Annotated in this window: 14 protein-coding genes and 1 pseudogene; 12 read left to right on the top strand and 3 right to left on the bottom strand. The window is 72.7% G+C overall.

Going from position 1 to position 17297, the window contains the following annotated elements; all coding sequences use genetic code 11:
- The first annotated feature begins 139 nt into the window (after positions 1 to 139).
- From ACFYZA_RS14780 to ACFYZA_RS14765, 4 genes and pseudogenes are all read left to right on the top strand, one after another.
- A complete protein-coding gene (locus tag ACFYZA_RS14780; protein WP_388490508.1) occupies positions 140 to 727 on the top strand; it encodes a TetR/AcrR family transcriptional regulator in 588 nt (195 codons plus the stop codon).
- Between the two features lie 147 nt (positions 728 to 874).
- Positions 875 to 1159: pseudogene (locus ACFYZA_RS14775) on the top strand (TM2 domain-containing protein); the annotation flags it as partial.
- A 76-nt stretch (positions 1160 to 1235) separates the two neighbouring features.
- Positions 1236 to 1592, top strand: a complete 357-nt coding sequence (locus ACFYZA_RS14770; RefSeq protein WP_382584691.1) for a DUF2752 domain-containing protein — start codon at positions 1236 to 1238, stop codon at positions 1590 to 1592.
- Between the two features lie 314 nt (positions 1593 to 1906).
- The gene (locus ACFYZA_RS14765; RefSeq protein WP_388490506.1) at positions 1907 to 3160 is read left to right on the top strand and encodes a MalY/PatB family protein; all 1254 of its coding nucleotides are present in this window, start codon (positions 1907 to 1909) and stop codon (positions 3158 to 3160) included.
- A 74-nt stretch (positions 3161 to 3234) separates the two neighbouring features.
- Here ACFYZA_RS14765 and ACFYZA_RS14760 read toward each other — a convergent pair whose 3' ends face one another.
- Positions 3235 to 3744: a DUF664 domain-containing protein gene (locus tag ACFYZA_RS14760; protein ID WP_382584684.1), complete on the bottom strand. Its 510-nt coding sequence runs from the start codon at positions 3742 to 3744 to the stop codon at positions 3235 to 3237.
- A gap of 163 nt (positions 3745 to 3907) precedes the next feature.
- Here ACFYZA_RS14760 and ACFYZA_RS14755 point away from each other — a divergent pair, with 163 nt between their 5' ends.
- Positions 3908 to 5167: a glycosyltransferase gene (locus ACFYZA_RS14755; protein WP_388490503.1), complete on the top strand. Its 1260-nt coding sequence runs from the start codon at positions 3908 to 3910 to the stop codon at positions 5165 to 5167.
- A 98-nt stretch (positions 5168 to 5265) separates the two neighbouring features.
- On the opposite strand, the gene ACFYZA_RS14750 is transcribed toward ACFYZA_RS14755, so the two are convergent.
- Entirely contained in the window at positions 5266 to 9033 is a 3768-nt protein-coding gene (locus tag ACFYZA_RS14750) for a hypothetical protein (protein WP_388490500.1), read from the bottom strand.
- 156 nt (positions 9034 to 9189) lie between these two features.
- Between ACFYZA_RS14750 and ACFYZA_RS14745 the strand changes: the two genes are divergently transcribed.
- Positions 9190 to 9657 (top strand): RICIN domain-containing protein, encoded by a 468-nt coding sequence (locus ACFYZA_RS14745; RefSeq protein WP_388490498.1) that lies wholly within the window; start codon positions 9190 to 9192, stop codon positions 9655 to 9657.
- 107 nt (positions 9658 to 9764) lie between these two features.
- Here ACFYZA_RS14745 and ACFYZA_RS14740 read toward each other — a convergent pair whose 3' ends face one another.
- A complete protein-coding gene (locus tag ACFYZA_RS14740; RefSeq protein WP_388490496.1) occupies positions 9765 to 10619 on the bottom strand; it encodes an NAD-dependent epimerase/dehydratase family protein in 855 nt (284 codons plus the stop codon).
- Between the two features lie 127 nt (positions 10620 to 10746).
- Between ACFYZA_RS14740 and ACFYZA_RS14735 the strand changes: the two genes are divergently transcribed.
- The 6 genes from ACFYZA_RS14735 (at position 10747) to otnK (ending at position 17215) form a co-directional block, all read left to right on the top strand.
- On the top strand, positions 10747 to 11577 hold the full coding sequence (locus ACFYZA_RS14735; RefSeq protein WP_388490495.1) for a helix-turn-helix transcriptional regulator: 831 nt from the start codon (positions 10747 to 10749) through the stop codon (positions 11575 to 11577).
- Positions 11578 to 11763: 186 nt separating this feature from the next.
- Positions 11764 to 12783: a phosphoglycerate dehydrogenase gene (locus ACFYZA_RS14730; protein WP_388490493.1), complete on the top strand. Its 1020-nt coding sequence runs from the start codon at positions 11764 to 11766 to the stop codon at positions 12781 to 12783.
- The gene (locus ACFYZA_RS14725; protein WP_388490492.1) at positions 12780 to 13577 is read left to right on the top strand and encodes a hydroxypyruvate isomerase family protein; all 798 of its coding nucleotides are present in this window, start codon (positions 12780 to 12782) and stop codon (positions 13575 to 13577) included. Before ACFYZA_RS14730 ends, ACFYZA_RS14725 begins: the two co-directional genes overlap by 4 nt.
- On the top strand, positions 13574 to 14242 hold the full coding sequence (locus ACFYZA_RS14720; protein WP_388490490.1) for a hypothetical protein: 669 nt from the start codon (positions 13574 to 13576) through the stop codon (positions 14240 to 14242). Before ACFYZA_RS14725 ends, ACFYZA_RS14720 begins: the two co-directional genes overlap by 4 nt.
- Before the next feature lie 150 nt (positions 14243 to 14392).
- Positions 14393 to 15790: a gluconate:H+ symporter gene (locus ACFYZA_RS14715; protein ID WP_388490487.1), complete on the top strand. Its 1398-nt coding sequence runs from the start codon at positions 14393 to 14395 to the stop codon at positions 15788 to 15790.
- 153 nt (positions 15791 to 15943) lie between these two features.
- Positions 15944 to 17215 (top strand): 3-oxo-tetronate kinase, encoded by a 1272-nt coding sequence (otnK, locus tag ACFYZA_RS14710; protein WP_388490484.1) that lies wholly within the window; start codon positions 15944 to 15946, stop codon positions 17213 to 17215.
- Positions 17216 to 17297: the final 82 nt, after the last annotated feature.

The following is a 17297-nucleotide window of genomic DNA, read 5'->3' as shown; positions in this document are numbered from 1 at the left end:
CGGCGCGGACAGCCGGTCGATCAGGAGGCCGACCGCGTCGGCCGGAGCCTCGACGATCCGTCGGTGAACGTTGCGTACCGTGCGCATGCCACACCTCCATACGGGAGCGTATGTTATCCGTACGGTACCGTACGGATGCATGAACGAGCACCCGGCCAACCGTCAACATCGGCCCACACGAAGGCAGTTGACCGCAGACGACTGGGCCGACGCGGCACTGAAAGCCCTGGGGGAACGCGGGCTCGCCGGGGTCGCGGTGGAGCCCCTGGCCACTCGCCTGGGCACCACCAAGGGAAGCTTCTACTGGCACTTCGCCAACCGTGACGCCCTCGTCGCAGCGGCCCTCGCGCGGTGGGAAGAGGTGTCCACCGAGCGGATCATCACCGCGACGGAGGCCGCAGAGCCCGACCCCGCGGCCCGGCTCGCCGCGCTCCTGCGCGGCGCGACCGCGCTGGCCGCCGAGAACCCGCTGGAGGTACGACTGCTCTCCGCCGCCGACCACCCCGTGGTGGCGGCGGCCCTCGCCCGCGTCACCGAACGCCGGGTCGCCTACATGGCGCACCTCTTCGAACTCCTCGGCTTCCCCCGGGCACAGGCCCGTCGGCGCGGATTCCTCGCGTACACCAGCTATGTGGGCCACGCCCAGCTGACCCACGCGATCCCGGGCGCCGTTCCGGCCGGCCCGGCATACCTGGAGGAGACGGTGGCGGCGCTGCTGCGACGCTGAGCGGGCCCTGCGGCGAAGGTTTAGCGCAGGTCAGTTTCTGATGAAGGGTAAGTAAAGGATATGGTGTTTTTGTAACGACCCCGGTGCACGGGGTCGTCTCCCATTTCTCGAGAGTGAACACATTTCATGAGCGACAAGTCCCCCAACGCGTACGGAACTCCGCAGCCCGGCGAGATGCCGCCTGCGCCGACCCCGTACGGCTACGACCCCTACGGCCGCCCGTACTCGGACAAGTCGAAGATCGTGGCGGGCGTACTCCAGCTGTTCCTCGGCACCTTCGGCATCGGCCGCTTCTACACCAAGCACTTCGGCATGGCCATCGCCCAGCTCCTCACCTGCGGCGGTCTCGGTGTCTGGGCGCTGATCGACGGCATCCTGCTCCTGGTCGGCGACGGCAAGACGGACGCGGACGGCCGCGTGCTGCGTGGCTGACAGCCCCAACTTCCGTGCGGCGCCCAGGAATTCATTCCCTGGGCGCCGCACGCGTCTGCCCTCGGCGGTGCCGCCCGTGGCCGCCACCCTCGCCGCAGCGGCAGGCCTGCTCTACCTCTACGGCCACAGCCCCTACGACCCCGCGCAGCTCCTGCCCCGCTGCCCGTTCCACTGGGCGACCGGCCTCAACTGCCCTGCATGCGGCGGCAGTCGGATGACGTACTCGCTCCTGCACGGTGACGTGAGGGCCGCCCTCGGAGCCAACCTCGCACTGTGCGCGGCCGCCCCCATCGCCGCGTACGCCTACGGCCGTTGGGCCGTCTCAGGCCTCCGCGGCCGGCGGTACCGGCTGTCGCTCGGCCGCCGGGGCGTGGCACTCATCCTGGGCACGGCGCTCGCGTGGACGGTCGTCCGCAACGTCCTGGGCCGCTGAGCGCCCGGCACCGACAGCGACCCCGCCGACCTCGACGCGGCGGATCTCGGCCTCCGCCTGCCGATGGGCAGGTCATCGGTCATCCGTTCAGTCTTCCATCCGGCCGCTCGATGCGTCCCGCTCACGCCCGCGCGGCCACCGCCCCACCCCGCGCGGCCGGTCCGCGCCGGCCAAGGTACGGCTTCATCGCGCGCGGGTAGGCCTACGCGCGGGCAGGCCGTGCCAGCAGCGCACCTTTGCGTCGAGGACCCGGCATCCTGGCAACGGCCTTCCCCGCCAAGGCAGTTACCACCACGCGAGAGGCATCGCAGACCATGCCGACCAGCCACACCAGCCGAACCACCCCGGCCACCCCGGCCACTCCGACCCGCGCCAAGTCCCCCCTGACCCACTACACCCTCGCCCAACTGCGCCGGCGCCGCAGCGTCAAATGGACCGAGTTCCCGCCGGACGTCCTGCCGATGCGCATCGCCGAGATGGACACGCCGCTCGCGGAGCCGATCGCCGATGCGCTGGCCCGCGCCGTGTCCGACGGCGACACCGGGTACGCCACGCCTGGCCGGCTGCCCGAGCTGTTCGCCGCGTTCGCCGGCCGCCGCTACCGCTGGCACCCCGGCGCTCAGGCCATGCGGATCGCCCCCGACGTCATGTCCGGCATCGTGGAGATCCTGCGGGTGACCACCGGCCCCGGCGACGCCGTCGTGGTGAACACCCCCGGATATCCGCCCTACTTCACCCAGCTCGACCGCATCGGCCTGCGTGTCGTGAGCAGTCCCTTGCTGTCCGGCCCGGACGGGTACCGACTCGACCTGGACCGGCTGGAGCACGCCTTCACGGCCGGGGCCAAGGCGTTCCTGCTCTGCAACCCGCACAACCCCACGGGGACGGTGTTCACGCCGGACGAGTTGGCGAGCGTCGCGGAGCTCGCCGAGCGCCATGATGTCCAGGTCGTCGCCGACGAGATCCTCGCGCCGCTCGTCCACCCGGGCCCCCGGCGCCACGTCGCCTTCCCCTCCCTCGACCGGCCGGCGGCCGCCCGCTCCGTCGCCCTCGTCTCGGCCTCGAAGGCGTGGAACCTCGCCGGACTCAAGGCCGCCCTGATCGTGCCCGGGCCCGAGGCGCGGGCGACCGTGGCCGCCACCGACGACGAACTCGCCGAAGCCTCCGGGCTGTTCGGGGTGCTGGCCTCCGAGGCCGCGTTCGCCGACGGCGAGCCCTGGCTGGACGAACTCCTCCGCGCTCTGGACGACAATCGGCACCTGCTCGCCGACGAACTCGGCCGACGTCTCCCCCGCGTGCGCCACCAGCTCCCCGACGCCGGCTTCACGTCCTGGCTCGATTTCCGTGAACTCCGCCTGGCGGAGGACCCGGCCGCGCAGATCCTGCGCACGGCCAGGGTCGGCGTGTCCTCCGGCCCCCGGTACAGCCCCCACTCCCCGCCCGGGGAGGCCTCTCCGGGGCACGGTTTCGTACGGCTGAACTTCGCCACACGACCCGACCTGGTCGTCGAGGCGGTGCGGCGGATGGCCACCGCTCCGGCCCCGAGCGACGGCGGCGGTACGCGGTAGGCGTCCGCCCGGCAGACGGCCGAGAGCCGACTGCCGGGGCCGACGGCGAACGGTCGGAAGCGGCCGCTCTGGTGTCAGCGGCGCTCCAACAGGCCCCGTACATAAGCGGCTTGGCCGGAGTGCTGCAAGCAGTCGGAGATGACGCTGATCAGCCGGACGCCGAGGGTGACATGGGGTGTCCATCGCTCGTCGACGACGCGGTCGAGTGCCGCGTCGTCACATGCGCCGACGTACGACAGGGTCTGCTCGTGGACGGCGTCGTAGTACCCGGCCAGCTGGTCGGCGGAGATGCCACGGACCGATGCCACCTGCTTGGCCGAGTGCCCGTACCCCGTCTCGTCCTCACCCAGCGGCAGGTCGAACCGGTCCGCCCAGCCCTCGGTGATCCACACCTGGTCCCGGCCCGCGGCGTCCGCGACGTGGTCGTCCTGGACCCGGGTCAGGTGCCAGATCAGCCAGGCGATCGAGTTCGCGCCGTCGTCGGGCCGGAACGCCAGGTCCTCCGGCGAGAGACCCTCGACGACGGTGTGCACTTCCTCCTGGACGCGCCCGAACGCGTCCGTCAAAACCTCAGCAGTGTTCATGCGTCCATAGTCGCCCATACCTCACGGGTCCCGCGTGCTGCATACCGCCGCCCGGTCGGTCCCGTGACCGGCGACCGGCAGGGCGGCCCGACGGGGGCGTATGCCCGCGCCACACAGCGGCCCTGGATGGGCACGGCTCACCGGGGCCGTGGACGGCATACTGATGGCCGTGCGAGTAGCGATCATGACGGTCGGTTCACGAGGCGATGTGGCTCCCTACGCGGGGCTTGCGGAGGGGCTTGTCCGGGCGGGGCACGACGTCACGCTGGTGACTCACGCCCGGTTCGAGCCGCTGCTGTCCCGGTCGGCCATCCGGTTCCATCCGATCCCCATCGATCCGCACGCCGAACTGCACGGCGCACGGGGCCAGTTGCTGCACCGCAGCAGGACGGGGCCGGGCAAGCTCGTCCGGGTGCTGACGATGGCGAGGTCGCTGGCCGGGGAGATGGCCGACGACCTCCTGCGAGCCGCGCAGGCCAGTGACCTCGTCCTGCTCGCCGGCTCGGTGGCCCCGCTGGGCTACGCCATCGCCGAGGCTCTCGGGCTGCCCAGCATCGGGCTCAACCTCCAGCCCCTCCATCCGACGGGCGCCTTCGTCCCGCCGTTGGCCGGTGTCGGAACCTGGGGCGCGCCGGTCAACAGGGCGGCAGGGCACGGCGTCCACCTCGCCCTTGCACACGTGTACGGGCCCGCCGCACAGCACGTACGGCGTCGCCTGGGCGGCCCCTCGCGCGGCCTGCGGGCCCAGCACCGGGAGCGCGAACGCGGCCACTGGCCCGTGCTGCACGGTTACAGCCCGCTCGTCGTGCCGCGACCCCGCGACTGGCGCCCCGGCCTCGAAGTGACGGGCTACTGGTGGCCACGGGTCTCCGAGCCCCAACTGCCCACACGGCTGCGGGACTTCCTCGCTGCCGGACCGGCGCCGGTGTTCGTCGGGCTCGGCAGTGCCACGGTGCCCGATCCGGCCCGCGTCTCCGGCCGGATCGTGCGCGCGCTGCGGGCGGCCGGGCTGCGGGGTGTCCTTCAGGAGGGCTGGGCCGGCCTGCACGCCGAGGGCGACGACATCATCACCATCGGGGACGTGCCGCACAGCGTGCTGTTCCCCCATCTGGCGGCGGTCGTCCACCACGCCGGCGCCGGGACCACGGGGGCGGGGCTGCGTGCGGGAGTTCCGGCTGTCCCGGTGCCGATCCAGTTCGACGCCGGGTTCTGGGCCGACCGCCTGGTCCGCCTCGGCGTGGCCCCCCGCGCGCTCCCCCTGCGCCGGCTGACCGCCGACGCGCTGGCGGCCGCCCTGAAGGAGGCCACTTCCGACCCCGGCTACCGCGTGCGCGCCCGGGCCGTGGCGGACCGCCTGGCCGCCGAGGACGGGGTCGGGCCGGTCCTCGACGCCGTCAACAGGGCTGTCCGGGAAGGGAGTTGAAGGCAGTCTCGTCGACGCACGTCTGACAGGCCGGTCCTGTTGTGCGGGGCGACGCCGGGTCGGAGGAGTCCGGGCCGGCGGCTGCCGGCCGCCTCCCGTCAGGTGCCGGGGCAGGGTGGGTCGAAGTCGACCGCCGTGAAGTACTGGGCCCACTGCGCTCGGGTGATGCGGGGGTACGCGCTGTCGCAGACGCGGGCGGCGACCCTGTCCAGACGGGTGTCCCAGGTCCGGATGGTGAAGTCGTTGCCGCCGGTGGCGAGGGTGCCTCCGTCCGGGCTGAACGCCACCGTCGGTACGGGGCCGGAGTGGCCGGTGAGGACCGTGGGGGCGGGCTCGCCGTTCAGGTCCCACAGCAGGGCCTTCCCGTCCGCGGCACCGGCCGCGAGTTGGCGGCCGTCCGCGGCGAAGGCGAGGGTGTAGAGCCATGAGCCGGGCCCCGGCAGGTGCCGCACCTTCACCGGCCGGTCCCTGTCGCTGACGTCGATGAGCCAGACCGCACGGTCCGCCCGGTCGATGGCGGCCAGCCGCCGGTTGTCGGGGCTGAACACGCCGTCCGTCAGCGGGTCGGACCGGAACGGGGACGGCAGTTCCCTGGGGGAGCGCGGGTCGCCGATGTCCCAGAACCGCAGCGAGCCGGACTCGCCGGTGCTCGTCACCAGCGTGCGGCCGTCCGGCCGGAACGAGGCCATCGTGACGTCGGGGCCGCCCGCGGGTACCCGGCCCAGCTGCCGAGGCCGGGTCAGGTCGGTCAAGTCCCACAGTCCGGCGGCTTGTTGGGCCCAGAAGGCGAGCAGATGGCCGTCCGGTCCGAAGCGGGCGCCGCCCACTTCGCCGGCGTCGGGGGTGAGGACCGAGGCCAGCCGGGGCGTGCGCGGCTCGCTCACGTCCCAGACGCGCAGGGTGGTGTCCTCACTGGCGGTGACGAGGGCGCGCCCGTCGGGGCTGAACGCCACGGACCGGACGAATTTGGTGTGCCCGCGCAGCGCGGCCAGCGGCCACAGGGCCCGGCCGCCGACGACCTGCCACAGCCGTGCGGTGCCGTCCCAGCTGGCGCTGGCGAGCAGTTGGCCACTTGGGCTGAACGACACGGAGGTGACCACGTCGTCGTGGGTTCCGAAGGACAGGTCCCGAAGGTCCAGGATCCGGTCGGAGTTGGCGAGGGTGCGGCCGTCCGGGCTGAAAGCGGCTTGATAGGCGCCGCCTTGGACCATGTTGATCCGCTTCGGGTTCACCGGGTCGCCGATGTCCCAGAACAGGGTGGACCCGCCGACCGAGACGAGCGTGCGGCCGTCCGGGGCGAACGCCACCGACCAGACGATCGCGGGGTGGCCACGCAGGACGGCCGGGGTCAGCGCGCGCGGGCCGTTGCCGAGGGTCCAGATGCGGGCGGTGTGGTCCCAGCTCCCGGTCGCCAGGGTCCGGCCGTCGGGGCTGAAGGCGGCCGAGGTCACCGTGTCGGCGTGCCCGCGCAGGACGTCGAGGGGGTGCGGATCCGTGGGGTCGCTGACGTTCCACAGCCTCGCGGTGGTGTCGCCGGTGGTGGCCAGCGTGCGGCCGTCGGCGCTGAACGCCATCGAGGTGACCGCGCCGGAGTGGCCCGGCAGGGTGGCGACGAGCCTCGGGTGCCGGGCATCGCTCGCGTTCCACAGCCGTGCCGTGCCGTCGGTGTGGCCGGTGCCGATGACTCCGCCGGGCCGGACGGCCACCCACGTCGGCGCGGCGAACTGCTCGGGCAGGGTGCTCAGTTCGGCGGGGGCGCGTCGGTTCGAGACGTCCCACAGCCGTACGTGCCGTTCGCCCGCCGTGGCCAGGACGAGGCCGCCGTCGCCGAACGCCACCGAGCTCAGCCGCTCCGATTGCCTCAGCACGGCGAGCTGGACCGGCCGGTGGGGGTCACGGACGTCCCAGAGCCGGGCCGTCCGGTCCCAGCTCGCGGTGGCCAGGACCGCGCCCCCGGGGGCGAAGGAGAGCGAGACCACATCGGAGGTGTGGCCGGTGAGCCTGCTCGTGTACGGGGTCGCGAACGCGCTCATGAGCTGGTCGCGTACATCGCGGGTCCGGCCCAACCGATGTGCTGCCAGGCCGAGTTGGGCGGCCAGCGCGGGGTTGTCCGGTCGCACCTCGGCCGCGTCCGCGGCGGCCTTCCTCGCGATGGCCACGTTGCGCTGCTCGATGGCCGTCCCGCGCGACCCGACGGCGAGGACCCCCGCGGTGACCGCCACGACCACCAACACGGTGAGCAGCGTGACCAGTTGGCGCAGCCGGACCGTGCGCCGTCTGACCGCCGCCATCTCGCCGGCCTGCGCCAGGCGGCTCGCGTCGAGGAAGCGGCGCTCCTTGGCGGTCAGCCGGCTGCCGTCGGCGGTGGCCAGGTCCAGCGCCGCCGCCAGGCGCGCCCCCCGGTACAGGGTGTGCGGGTCGTGGTCGTGGGCCTCCCAGTCGGCGGTCGCGTCGGTGAGCTGTCGGTGCACGACCAGCCGGTCCCGGTCCTCGGTCAGCCAACCGCGCAGGCGCGGCCAGCACCGGATGATCGCCTCGTGGGTGATCTCGACGCACTCCTCGTCGAGGGCCACCAGCCGTTGCCGGGCCAGGGATTCGAGCACGAAGGCGGTGTCGGGGCCCTGGTCCAGCTCGTCCCTGGTGATGCGGCGCCTGGTGTCCTGCGTGCCGTCGCCGAGCGCGGTCAGCCGGAGGAACAGGGACCGGGCGAGGTCCTGCTGCGCGGGTGTCAGCGTGCGGTAGGCGGCCTCGGCGGTCTGGGCGAGCGCGTGCTGGATTCCGCCGGCCGCCAGGTATCCGTCCAGGGTCAGACGGTTGCCGCTGCGGCGGCGCCAGGTCTCGACCATGGCGTGCGAGACGAGGGGCAGCGCACCTGGCTGCCCGGTCGCGTCCGCGACCACGGCCGCGAGCAGCGCCCCGGTCACCGTGCACCCGGTGAGCACGGCCGGCCGGGTGATGGCCTCGCGCAGCTCCTGGCTGCTCATCGGGCCGACCGCGATTTGCGCGTCCCGCATCACGTCGACCAGGCGGGGCTCCTGGACGCAGTGGCCGTAGAAGTCGGCGCGTACGCCGAGGACGACCCGGGTCCTGCTGGTGGCGGCCGTGGCGGCGGCGGCCAGCATGGTGATGAACGCGTCCCGCTCGGTGCGGTCCCGGCAGAGGGTGAAGACCTCCTCGAACTGGTCGACCACGATCAGCGTGTCGATGTCCGGCGGGTGGTCGGTCATGGCCTGCCGGATGCGCAGGTGCAGCGCCCCGGGATCGGCCAGGAGCTCGGCCAGCAGTGTTCCGGGCGGCTCTCCCGTCGTCGCGGCCAGCCGGATCGCGCACTCCTCCACGGGGTGCGGGCCCGGCGTGAACAGCATCACCGGCCGGCCGGAAGCACGGGCATGGGCGACAAGACCGGCCCGCAACAGGGAAGACTTTCCCGCCCCTGACGGCCCGAAGACCGCGAGGAACCGGTGGTCCCGCACCTTCGCGAGCACCTCGCCGGTCAGCCGCTCCCGCCCGAAGAACCGGTCGACGTCCTCCGGCTGGAACGCCGAAAGCCCGGCGTAGGGCGTGCTGGTGTCCCCCGGTTCGTCGCCGGGCGCGTCCGCGGCGATCTCGGCGGCGACCGCGTGCCACCTCGCCTCCCATTCCCGGCGGTCCCCCTGGCATGCCTCGACGTAGGCGAGCGTGACGGCGAGGCTCGGGAAGGCCCGGCCGCCCGCGGCGTCCGAGAGCGTGGTGGACGCGTAGTGCGCGCTCTTGGCCAGGGCCCGGTAGGGCGGCAGGCCCGCCGCCTCGCGCAGCTTCCGCAGGTCGGCCGCGAACCGCGTCAGCGGGCTGCCGTCCAGGTCGAGCGGGCGTTCGGGGCGTGGCATGGCTTCCCTCCCGAAGTCCTCACAGCCGTGCTGCGGGGTGGTTGTCCACCTTTTGATGTCCGCAATCCACGTCCCGGCGCCGGACATCCACCGGCGGCTAGACCTTGCTCAGCGCAACCGAAGCGCGACCGCGCAAGAGCGATACGGAGGAGCACCATGAGGGTTCTGAGGCGACTGATGCTGCTGGCGGCAGTGACCGGTCTCGTGGCCGGCGGTACGTTGGCGAGTTCGCCGGCGTTCGCCGCGGCACCACTGCTGAAGTCGAAGCTGAACGGGAGGTGTGCGGACATCTTCATGTTCCACCAGGAGAACGGCGCCTCCACCGTGACGTGGGACTGCACGGGCAACACCAACCAGCAGTGGCGCTGGGACGGCGAGCAGATCCGCTCCAACCTCAATGGAAAGTGCCTGGAGATCTACGCGTTCAATCCGGGCGACCAGGGCTCGGTGAGCATGTGGGACTGCGACGGCGGCATCAACCAGAAGTGGTTCCGCAACGGCGACGAGATCCGTAGCCGGATGAACGGGAAGTGTCTGGACATCCTGGCCGGCCGGCCCGAGAACGGCCAGCTCCTGGTGAGCTGGAGCTGCAACGGCGCGGCGAGCCAGGCCTGGGAATTCTGACGCCCGGCCCGGCCCGGCACCGCGTGCCGGGCCGGGCACGGTGGCGGTCCACCGCGTCCGCGCGGTCAACTGCCCATCGGCGAAAGGTGCCCCCGCCCTCGGGTCGGTTACAGCACCCCCGCGTCCCGGGCCGCCCACATCGAGGGGATCAGCGGGCGGTAGCCCAGCTCGTGGCGGATGCGGGTCGTCGACAGCACTCCGTTCCAGGGGTCGGGGAGTTCCTTGTCGTACGCCTCCGACGGCACGGGAAGGCCGTGGAACTGGAAGAGGTCGACCGTGGTCACCGGGGCGTCGTCGGCGATGTTGTAGACGCCGTGCGCGCCGGATGCGTGAAGCAGCCGCCGCAGGCCCTGGGCCACGTCCAGGTGGTGGCCCATGTGCAGGCGCTGCATGGCCGGCCAGGCGGGCGCCCATTCCAGCGCGACGGCCAGGTGCGGGTCGCCGTCCCCGTAGACGAACGGCAGCCGTCCGATGCGGAGGTCGTCGAGGCCCTCCAGCGCGCCGAGCGCTCGTTCCGCCTCCCATTTGGACTCGGGATAGGCGCCCCAGAAATGACCACCGGGCACTGTCTCGTCGCTTTCGACCAGCGCCCTGCCGCGCCCCGTGCCGTATACGAGGCCGGTGCTGACCTGCACGAACCGGCGCACGCCCGAGGCAACCGCGGCGCGCCCGAGCTCGACGGCCGCGTCCCGGTTGACCGCGCGCGCCTCCTCGTCCGGCACGCCTCGGAACGCGGCGGCGACGTTCACCACCGCGTCCGCCCCGTCCGTCGCCTTGCCCAGGACGTCCGTGTCCCGCAGATCACCGACCACCACCTGGGCGCCGAGCTCGGCGAACCGCTCGCCGCGCGCCGCGTCCCGCACCAGCACCCGCACCTCGTCGCCGGGCACCCCGCTCCGCAGCAGACGCGGTACGAACCGCTGCCCGACCTGCCCCGTAGCCCCCGTCACCAGTGTCAGCATGGCCGCCTCCTCGTTGTCGTAGCCATGTCCCCAGCGTGCGCGTCCGGCGGTGGCCGCGGGAGAGACGCGGTTGTCCAGGGACCGGCGCTCCCTGGATACGAGCCCGGATCCGAGGGATCCTCGGGGTGTGGACCGAACCGAACTCGCCGACTTCCTGCGCCGCGCCCGCACCCGGCTGACCCCCTCCGACGTGGGCCTGGGCGCGGGCCCTCGGCGTCGCACCCCGGGACTGCGCCGCGAGGAGGTGGCGCAGCTGGCCGGGATGTCCACGGACTACTACACGCGCCTGGAGCAGCGGCGCGGCTCCCACCCGTCGCGGCAGATGCTCACCGCCCTCGCCCGCGCGCTGCGGCTCACGGACGTCGAGCGCGACCATCTGTTCCACCTGGCGGGCGAGGAGCCGCCGCGGCCCGGGCGCTCCTCGGGCCATGTCCGCCCCGGTCTGCTGATGATCCTCGACCGGCTGACCGATCTGCCCGCGTCGGTGCTGAGCGACTGGGGCGAGGTCCTCGCCCAGAACACGATGTCGGTGGCCCTCACCGGCGATCACACGGGGATGAACGTGATCCGCCGCTGGTTCACGACCGGCGACAACCGCGCCCTGTTCCCGCCCGAGAACCACGAGCACCACGCCCGCTCGCACGTGGCGAGTCTGCGGGCGGTCACCGCGGCCCGCCCCGACGACCCGGGTCCGGCCGCCCTGGTCGATGAACTCCGTTCCATTTCAAGGGAGTTCGAGACGTACTGGCAGTCGCACGACGTCGTCGTGCGCCGTCCGTCGCCGAAGCGGTTCCTGCACCCGGTGGTCGGCACCCTCGACCTCGACTGCGAGGTCCTGCTCAGCGACGGGCACAGCCAGCAGCTCATCGTGCACTCGGCACGGCCGGGCACCGACACCTATCAGCGGCTCGAACTGCTCCGGGTCATCGGCCTCCAGGACCTCGCCCCCAGCTCGTAGCCGAGGCTCGCCGGATGCCGGCCCACACCTGGAACAACGCTCCCTCCGTCACCCACGGTCTAGTATCAGCCTCGTCGCTATAGTATTTTATTCGCATCCACACGATAGCGATCGATGAGCGACGGCCGTGACGGCCGGATGGGCAGGGCGGCGTTGGCTGGACAACTGGCTTATGAGGCAGGGGAATTGACGCCGATACCAGGGCGGGTCCTGGTGACCACGGGGTGGCTGAGGCCGGGGGACGAGGTACATCGCTACCTCGCCGATGCCGGGCTCGAGGCCGTACACCGTTCCTCCGGGGAGCGAGGGACCGGGGGCGAGTCCCTCCTGGAGCTGGTGGGCTCCGTCGACGCCATCGTCGCGGGGACCGAACGCTTCGGGCGGGAGGTGTTCGAGGCGGCGCCCCGGCTTCGGGTGATCGGGCGAACCGGCGTCGGCTACGACAACATCGACGTGGGGGCGGCCACCGCTCATGGCGTGGCGGTCTGCCCGACGCCCGGCGTCAACCGCCAGTCCGTGGCCGAGCACACGATGGGCCTACTGCTCGGCCTGGCCCGCAGGATTCCGCAGAACGTCGCATCGGTCCGGGCCGGGGGCTGGGACCAGTCCAGTGGGCGGGAGTTGGCGGGCGCGACGCTCGGCGTCGTCGGCCTCGGCGCCATCGGGCGGCTCGTGGCCCGCATGGCACAGGGCTTCGGGATGCGCGTCGTCGCGCACGATCCGGCCATCGACGGGGAGTACGCGGCCCAGCACGGCATCGGTGTGCTCGATCTGCCGGACCTGCTCGCCGCGTCCGACTTCGTCAGTCTGCATCTGTTCCTCAGCCCGGAGACCCACCACCTGCTGGACGCGAAGGCGTTCGCCCTGATGAAGCGCGGGGCCTTCGTGATCAACACCGCACGCGGAGGCATCGTCGACGAGCGCGCCCTCGCCGACGCGCTCGCCTCCGGCAGGCTCGGGGGCGCCGCGATGGACACCGTACAGGCGGAACCCCTGCCCCAGGACAGCCCGTTGCGCTCCTTCGACAACGTCCTGGTGACCGCCCACATCGGTGCCGCGACCGTCGAGTCGCGGGCGCGCTCGGGGATGATGGCAGCACGGTCGGTGGTGACCGTGCTGCGGGGCGGGCGTTCGGAGCACACCGTCAATCCCGAATGCGCCGGGCCCGTGGGACGCGTCCGCCCGCGAGGGACGGGGCGACGGTGACGCCGTGGCGCTGGGCCGCGAACCTCAAGTGGCTCTTCACCGAGCTGGAATTCGAGGCGCGCTTCGACGCGGCCGCCGCAGCCGGCTTCACGGGCGTGGAGTTCCCGTCGCCCTACGGCCACACCGCCGCCGCACTGCGCAAGCGGCTGTGCGACGCGGGACTGACCCAGGTGCTCATCAACACGCCCATGGGAGAACCCGGGACACCGACCCGTTCGGGGCTCGCCTGCGTCCCCGGCCTGCGAAGCGAGTTCCGCGCCGGTGTCGAGCGCGGTCTGGAGTACGCGACCGGGTTGGGCTGCGGGTTGCTGCACGTCGTCGGCGGGATCGTGCCGGCCGGGGTGAGCCGTGACCGGGCGTTCGCGCGGTACGTCGCCAACATCGCGTGGGCCGCTGAGCGCGCGCGTGGCACGGGGATCCGGATCGTGCTGGAAGCGCAGAACAAGCGGGACTGCCCCGGGTTCGTTCTGGAGTCCCAGGAGCAGGCGGCCGCGGTCGCGGAGGCGGCGGGCGACGAAGAGGTCGGCCTGTTGCTCGACTTCTACCACCTGCAGATCGACGAGGGCGATCTGGTCAACACGTACCGACGCGTCCAGGACCGGGTGCGGCACCTCCAACTGGCGGACTCCCCCGGGCGCCACGAGCCCGGGACCGGCGAGATCGGCTGGCACGCCGTGCTGCGGGCCGTTGCCGATTCCGGCTACCGGGGCTGGATCGGCTGCGAGTACGCGCCGGTCGGCGAGACCGCGGCCGGCCTCGGCTGGATGCGGCGCGTCGAGGAGGTGACGGTGTGACCGGCCCCCGGATCGCGTTGATCAGCGCCGTGCCCGCGGCGATGAAGCCGGCCGCCGAGGCGTTGCGCGCGGACTTCCCAGAGGCGGAGGTGTGGCACCTCCTGGATGACCGGCTGCTGTCGGACGCGGAGGCGCTCGGCGGCCTTACCGCGCCCCTGCGGGCCCGGATGCGTCGCCTCGTCGAGCACGCGGTGGGCGGAGGCGCCGATGCCGTCCTGCTGACCTGTTCGCTCTACGGGGTGGTGGCGCGGGAGGAGCACTGCGGCAGCACGGCTCCGGTGCTGGCTCCGGACCAGGCGGCGTTCGCACAGCTGGCCGGGGACGGGTACCAACGCGTCCTGGTGGTCGCCTCGTTGGAGGCCGCTCTCCAGGACTCCACGGACCGGCTCCGCGCCGACCTGGCTCAGCGCGCACCGGCGGCGGGCACCGAGGTCTCGGGGGTGGTTGTGCCCGGAGCCCTGACAGCGGCGGGCGATCCCGCAGAACTGGTGCGGGTGTTGGCGGGGGCGGCGTCGGGGCCGGCGGCCGAGGCCGACGCGGTCTTCCTCGCCCAGTATTCGCTGGCCCCCGCGGCCCGCGAGCTCGCGGTGGCTCTGGGGGTTCCGGTGGTGTCCGGTCCGACGAGCGCCGCACACGCGTTGCGCGCGCTGCTGAAGGGTGCCTGAGCCCGCGCGCGAAGGCCCAGCACGCGTGCGCCCGCTCGCTCCCCGCGACCCTCCCATGCCCCATGCCCCATGCCCCATGCCCGATCGGCCACCGGCCACCGGCCACCGGCCACCGGCGGGTCAACTTCCTTGCGCACAGAGAGGTTTGGCGTGGCTCCCTCATCTGACGTCGGTCTGCTGATCACCGGCTTCGTCGGCATTGTCATCGTCGTTCTGCTGATCACGACACCGCTGAAGGTCCACCCGTTCCTGGCGCTGGTGATCGGCGCCCTCGGCATCGGGCTCGTCGCCGGCGAGGCTCCCGCGGCCGTCGTCAAGTCCGTCACCACGGGCGCCGGCGGCACCCTGGGGCAGACCGGCCTGATCCTGGTCTTCGGCACCATCCTCGGCACCGTGCTCGCCGAATCCGGAGCCATCCGGCGGCTGGCCACCGTGCTGACCCGGGGCCGCTCGCTGCGCACCATCCCCTGGATGGTGAGCCTGCTGGCCCTGATTGTCGCGCTCCCGCTCTTCTTCGAGGTCGCCCTCGCGGTGCTGCTGCCGCTGCTGTTCAGCATCGCGAGGGAGGTCGAAACCTCCCTGCTCGACAGCGAGGGGCGCGACGCGAGGGGAAGGAGGACTTCGCCCTACCTCCTGGTCGGCGTCCCGGCGCTCGGCACCGTCGCCTCGGTCCACGCGCTGGTCCCGCCCCATCCGGGGCCGACCGCCGCGGCCACCGCCCTGCACGCCGATGTGGGTACCGTCATCGCGTACGGCCTGCCGATCGCCGTCATCACGATGGTGGTCTCCGGACAGTTCCTGGCCGGTCCGATCGCGCGCCGGATGTTCCCGGTGCCACCACCCAGGCTGGTCGAGCAGTTCGCGCTCAAGGCCGACGACCGAATACCTCCCGGCATCGTGCTTTCGGTCGTGCCCGTGGTGCTGCCGCTGATCCTGGTCGTGGGTCAGTCGGTGGTCACCGTCACCGGCCGGCACGGGAGTTGGGCGGATGCGCTGGGCTTCGTCGGCCAGCCCGTGGTCGCCCTGCTCATCGCGGTACTCGTCGCCGTCGTCGGGCTCGCCTGGGCACGGGGAGTGCGCGGACAACAGCTCAAGGGGCAGGTCGACGACAGCATCGCGGCGATCGCCCCGATCCTCCTGATCATCGGCGGGGGCGGCGCCCTGAGCGGTGTCATGGTGGACTCCGGGATCGGCAGGGCCATCGCCCACCTCACCCACGGGCTCGGCATCTCGCCGCTCATCCTGGCCTGGGTGATCGCGGCCCTGATCCGGCTCTCGGTCGGCTCCGCGACCGTCGCCATCATCACCGCGTCCGGCATCGTCGCGCCCATCGTGGCCGACAGCCCGGGCCTGCACCCGGCGCTGGTCGTCCTCGCCCTCGGCTGCGGCTCGATCATCTTCCCGCACATCAACAACGCGGCGTCCTGGCAGGTCAAGGAGAGCTTCGGCATGACGCTGAAGGACATGTTCCAGAGCTTCACGGTGATCGAGACCACCGTGTCCGTGCTCGGCCTCGGCTGCGTGCTCGCCGCGTCCGCCCTCCTCTAGTACCCGGCCTCCCCGCGCCGGGCCCGCACGGCACCCCGACGGCGACCACAACCGACGGGCAGGCCACGGCACTTCGACGGCAACCACAACCGCCGAACGGCCCACAGCGCCCGGGCTCCAGCGGCCCGGGCACGACGGAAGGAACCCATCACCATGATCGGCGCAATCGCCGACGACGTCACCGGCGGCACCGACGTCGCGGCCGCCCTACGACGCCAGGGACTGCGTACGCAGCTCTGCTTCGGCATCCCCGCCGGGCTCCCGGCCCGCTACCCCGCCGACGCCACCGTCATCGCTCTCAAGACGCGAACAGCCCCTGCTACCAGGGCAGTTGAGCAGAGCCGGGCCGCCGCGCGGTGGCTCTCGCGTTCCGGAGCGACCCAGCTGTACTTCAAGTACTGCTCCACCTTCGACTCCACCGACCGGGGCAACATCGGCCCCGTCCTGGACGCGCTCGCCGAAACGGCCGATGGCCACCCCGTCGTCACCACACCCAGCTCCCCCGAACACGGCCGCACCCAGTACCAGGGCCACCTCTTCGTCGACGGCACCCTGCTCGCCGAGTCCCCCATGCGACACCACCCCCTCACACCCATGCGCGACTCCTACCTCCCCCGGCTCCTTGACGCGCAGTCGGCGCACCCGGGCGCCGCGGTACTCGAGTACGCCAACGTCTCGGGCGGCCCCGAGCGGATCCGGGCCGTCCTTCGCCAGCACACCGGACGCACCCGCTACTTGCTTGCGGACGCGCTCACCGACCTCGACCTGTACGCGATCGCCCGTGCCTGTGCCGACCTGCCGCTGCTCGCCGGGGCGGCCGGGCTGGCCGGGGCCCTCGCCAAGGTGCACGCCGAGCGAAACCCCTCCGTACGGGACGGCCTGGCATCCCCACCGCCGCGCCCGGACGGGCCCGCCGTCGCCCTCGCCGGAAGCTGCTCCCGGCGCACCCTTGAGCAGATCGACGCCATGCGCTCGGCCGGCCGGCCCATCCACCCGCTCGAACCCCTGGCCGACCAGGACCCGGGCCGGCTCGCCGAGCGCGCGCTGGCCTGGTACGACGGGCTGGGCGCCGGCGGGACGGCGGCCGGGGCGCTGATCCACTCCTCGATGCCGCCCCGGGCCCTGCGTGCCGTGCAGAACGCGCTCGGGGCGGACCGGGCCGCTTCGGTCCTGGAGGATGCGCTCGGCCGCATCGCCACGGGGCTGGCCGAGCGCGGAGTGACCCGGCTCGTCGTCGCCGGAGGCGAGACGTCCGGCGCGGTGGTCACCGCGCTCGGCATCGAAGGAGGCCAGGTCGGCACCGAGGCCGCCCGGGGCGTCCCGTGGATCCACACCGCCAACGGACTCAACGTCCTCCTCAAGTCGGGGAACTTCGGCGAGAAGGACCTGCTGCTCGCCGTCACCGCCACGGGAGGCTCCGCGTGACCCGCCGGAGCGCTGCAGACGCGGCGGAGGCGTACGACTCCGCCGCGGCAGACCGTCGCGGCGGACGCGATACGACCCCGCC

The organism is Streptomyces sp. NPDC001828, from assembly GCF_042892175.1.
In the GTDB taxonomy this organism is placed as follows: Bacteria; Actinomycetota; Actinomycetes; order Streptomycetales; family Streptomycetaceae; genus Streptomyces.
The sequence above is the reverse complement of the archived record's forward strand: the minus strand, read 5'-3'. Positions and strand labels throughout refer to the sequence as shown.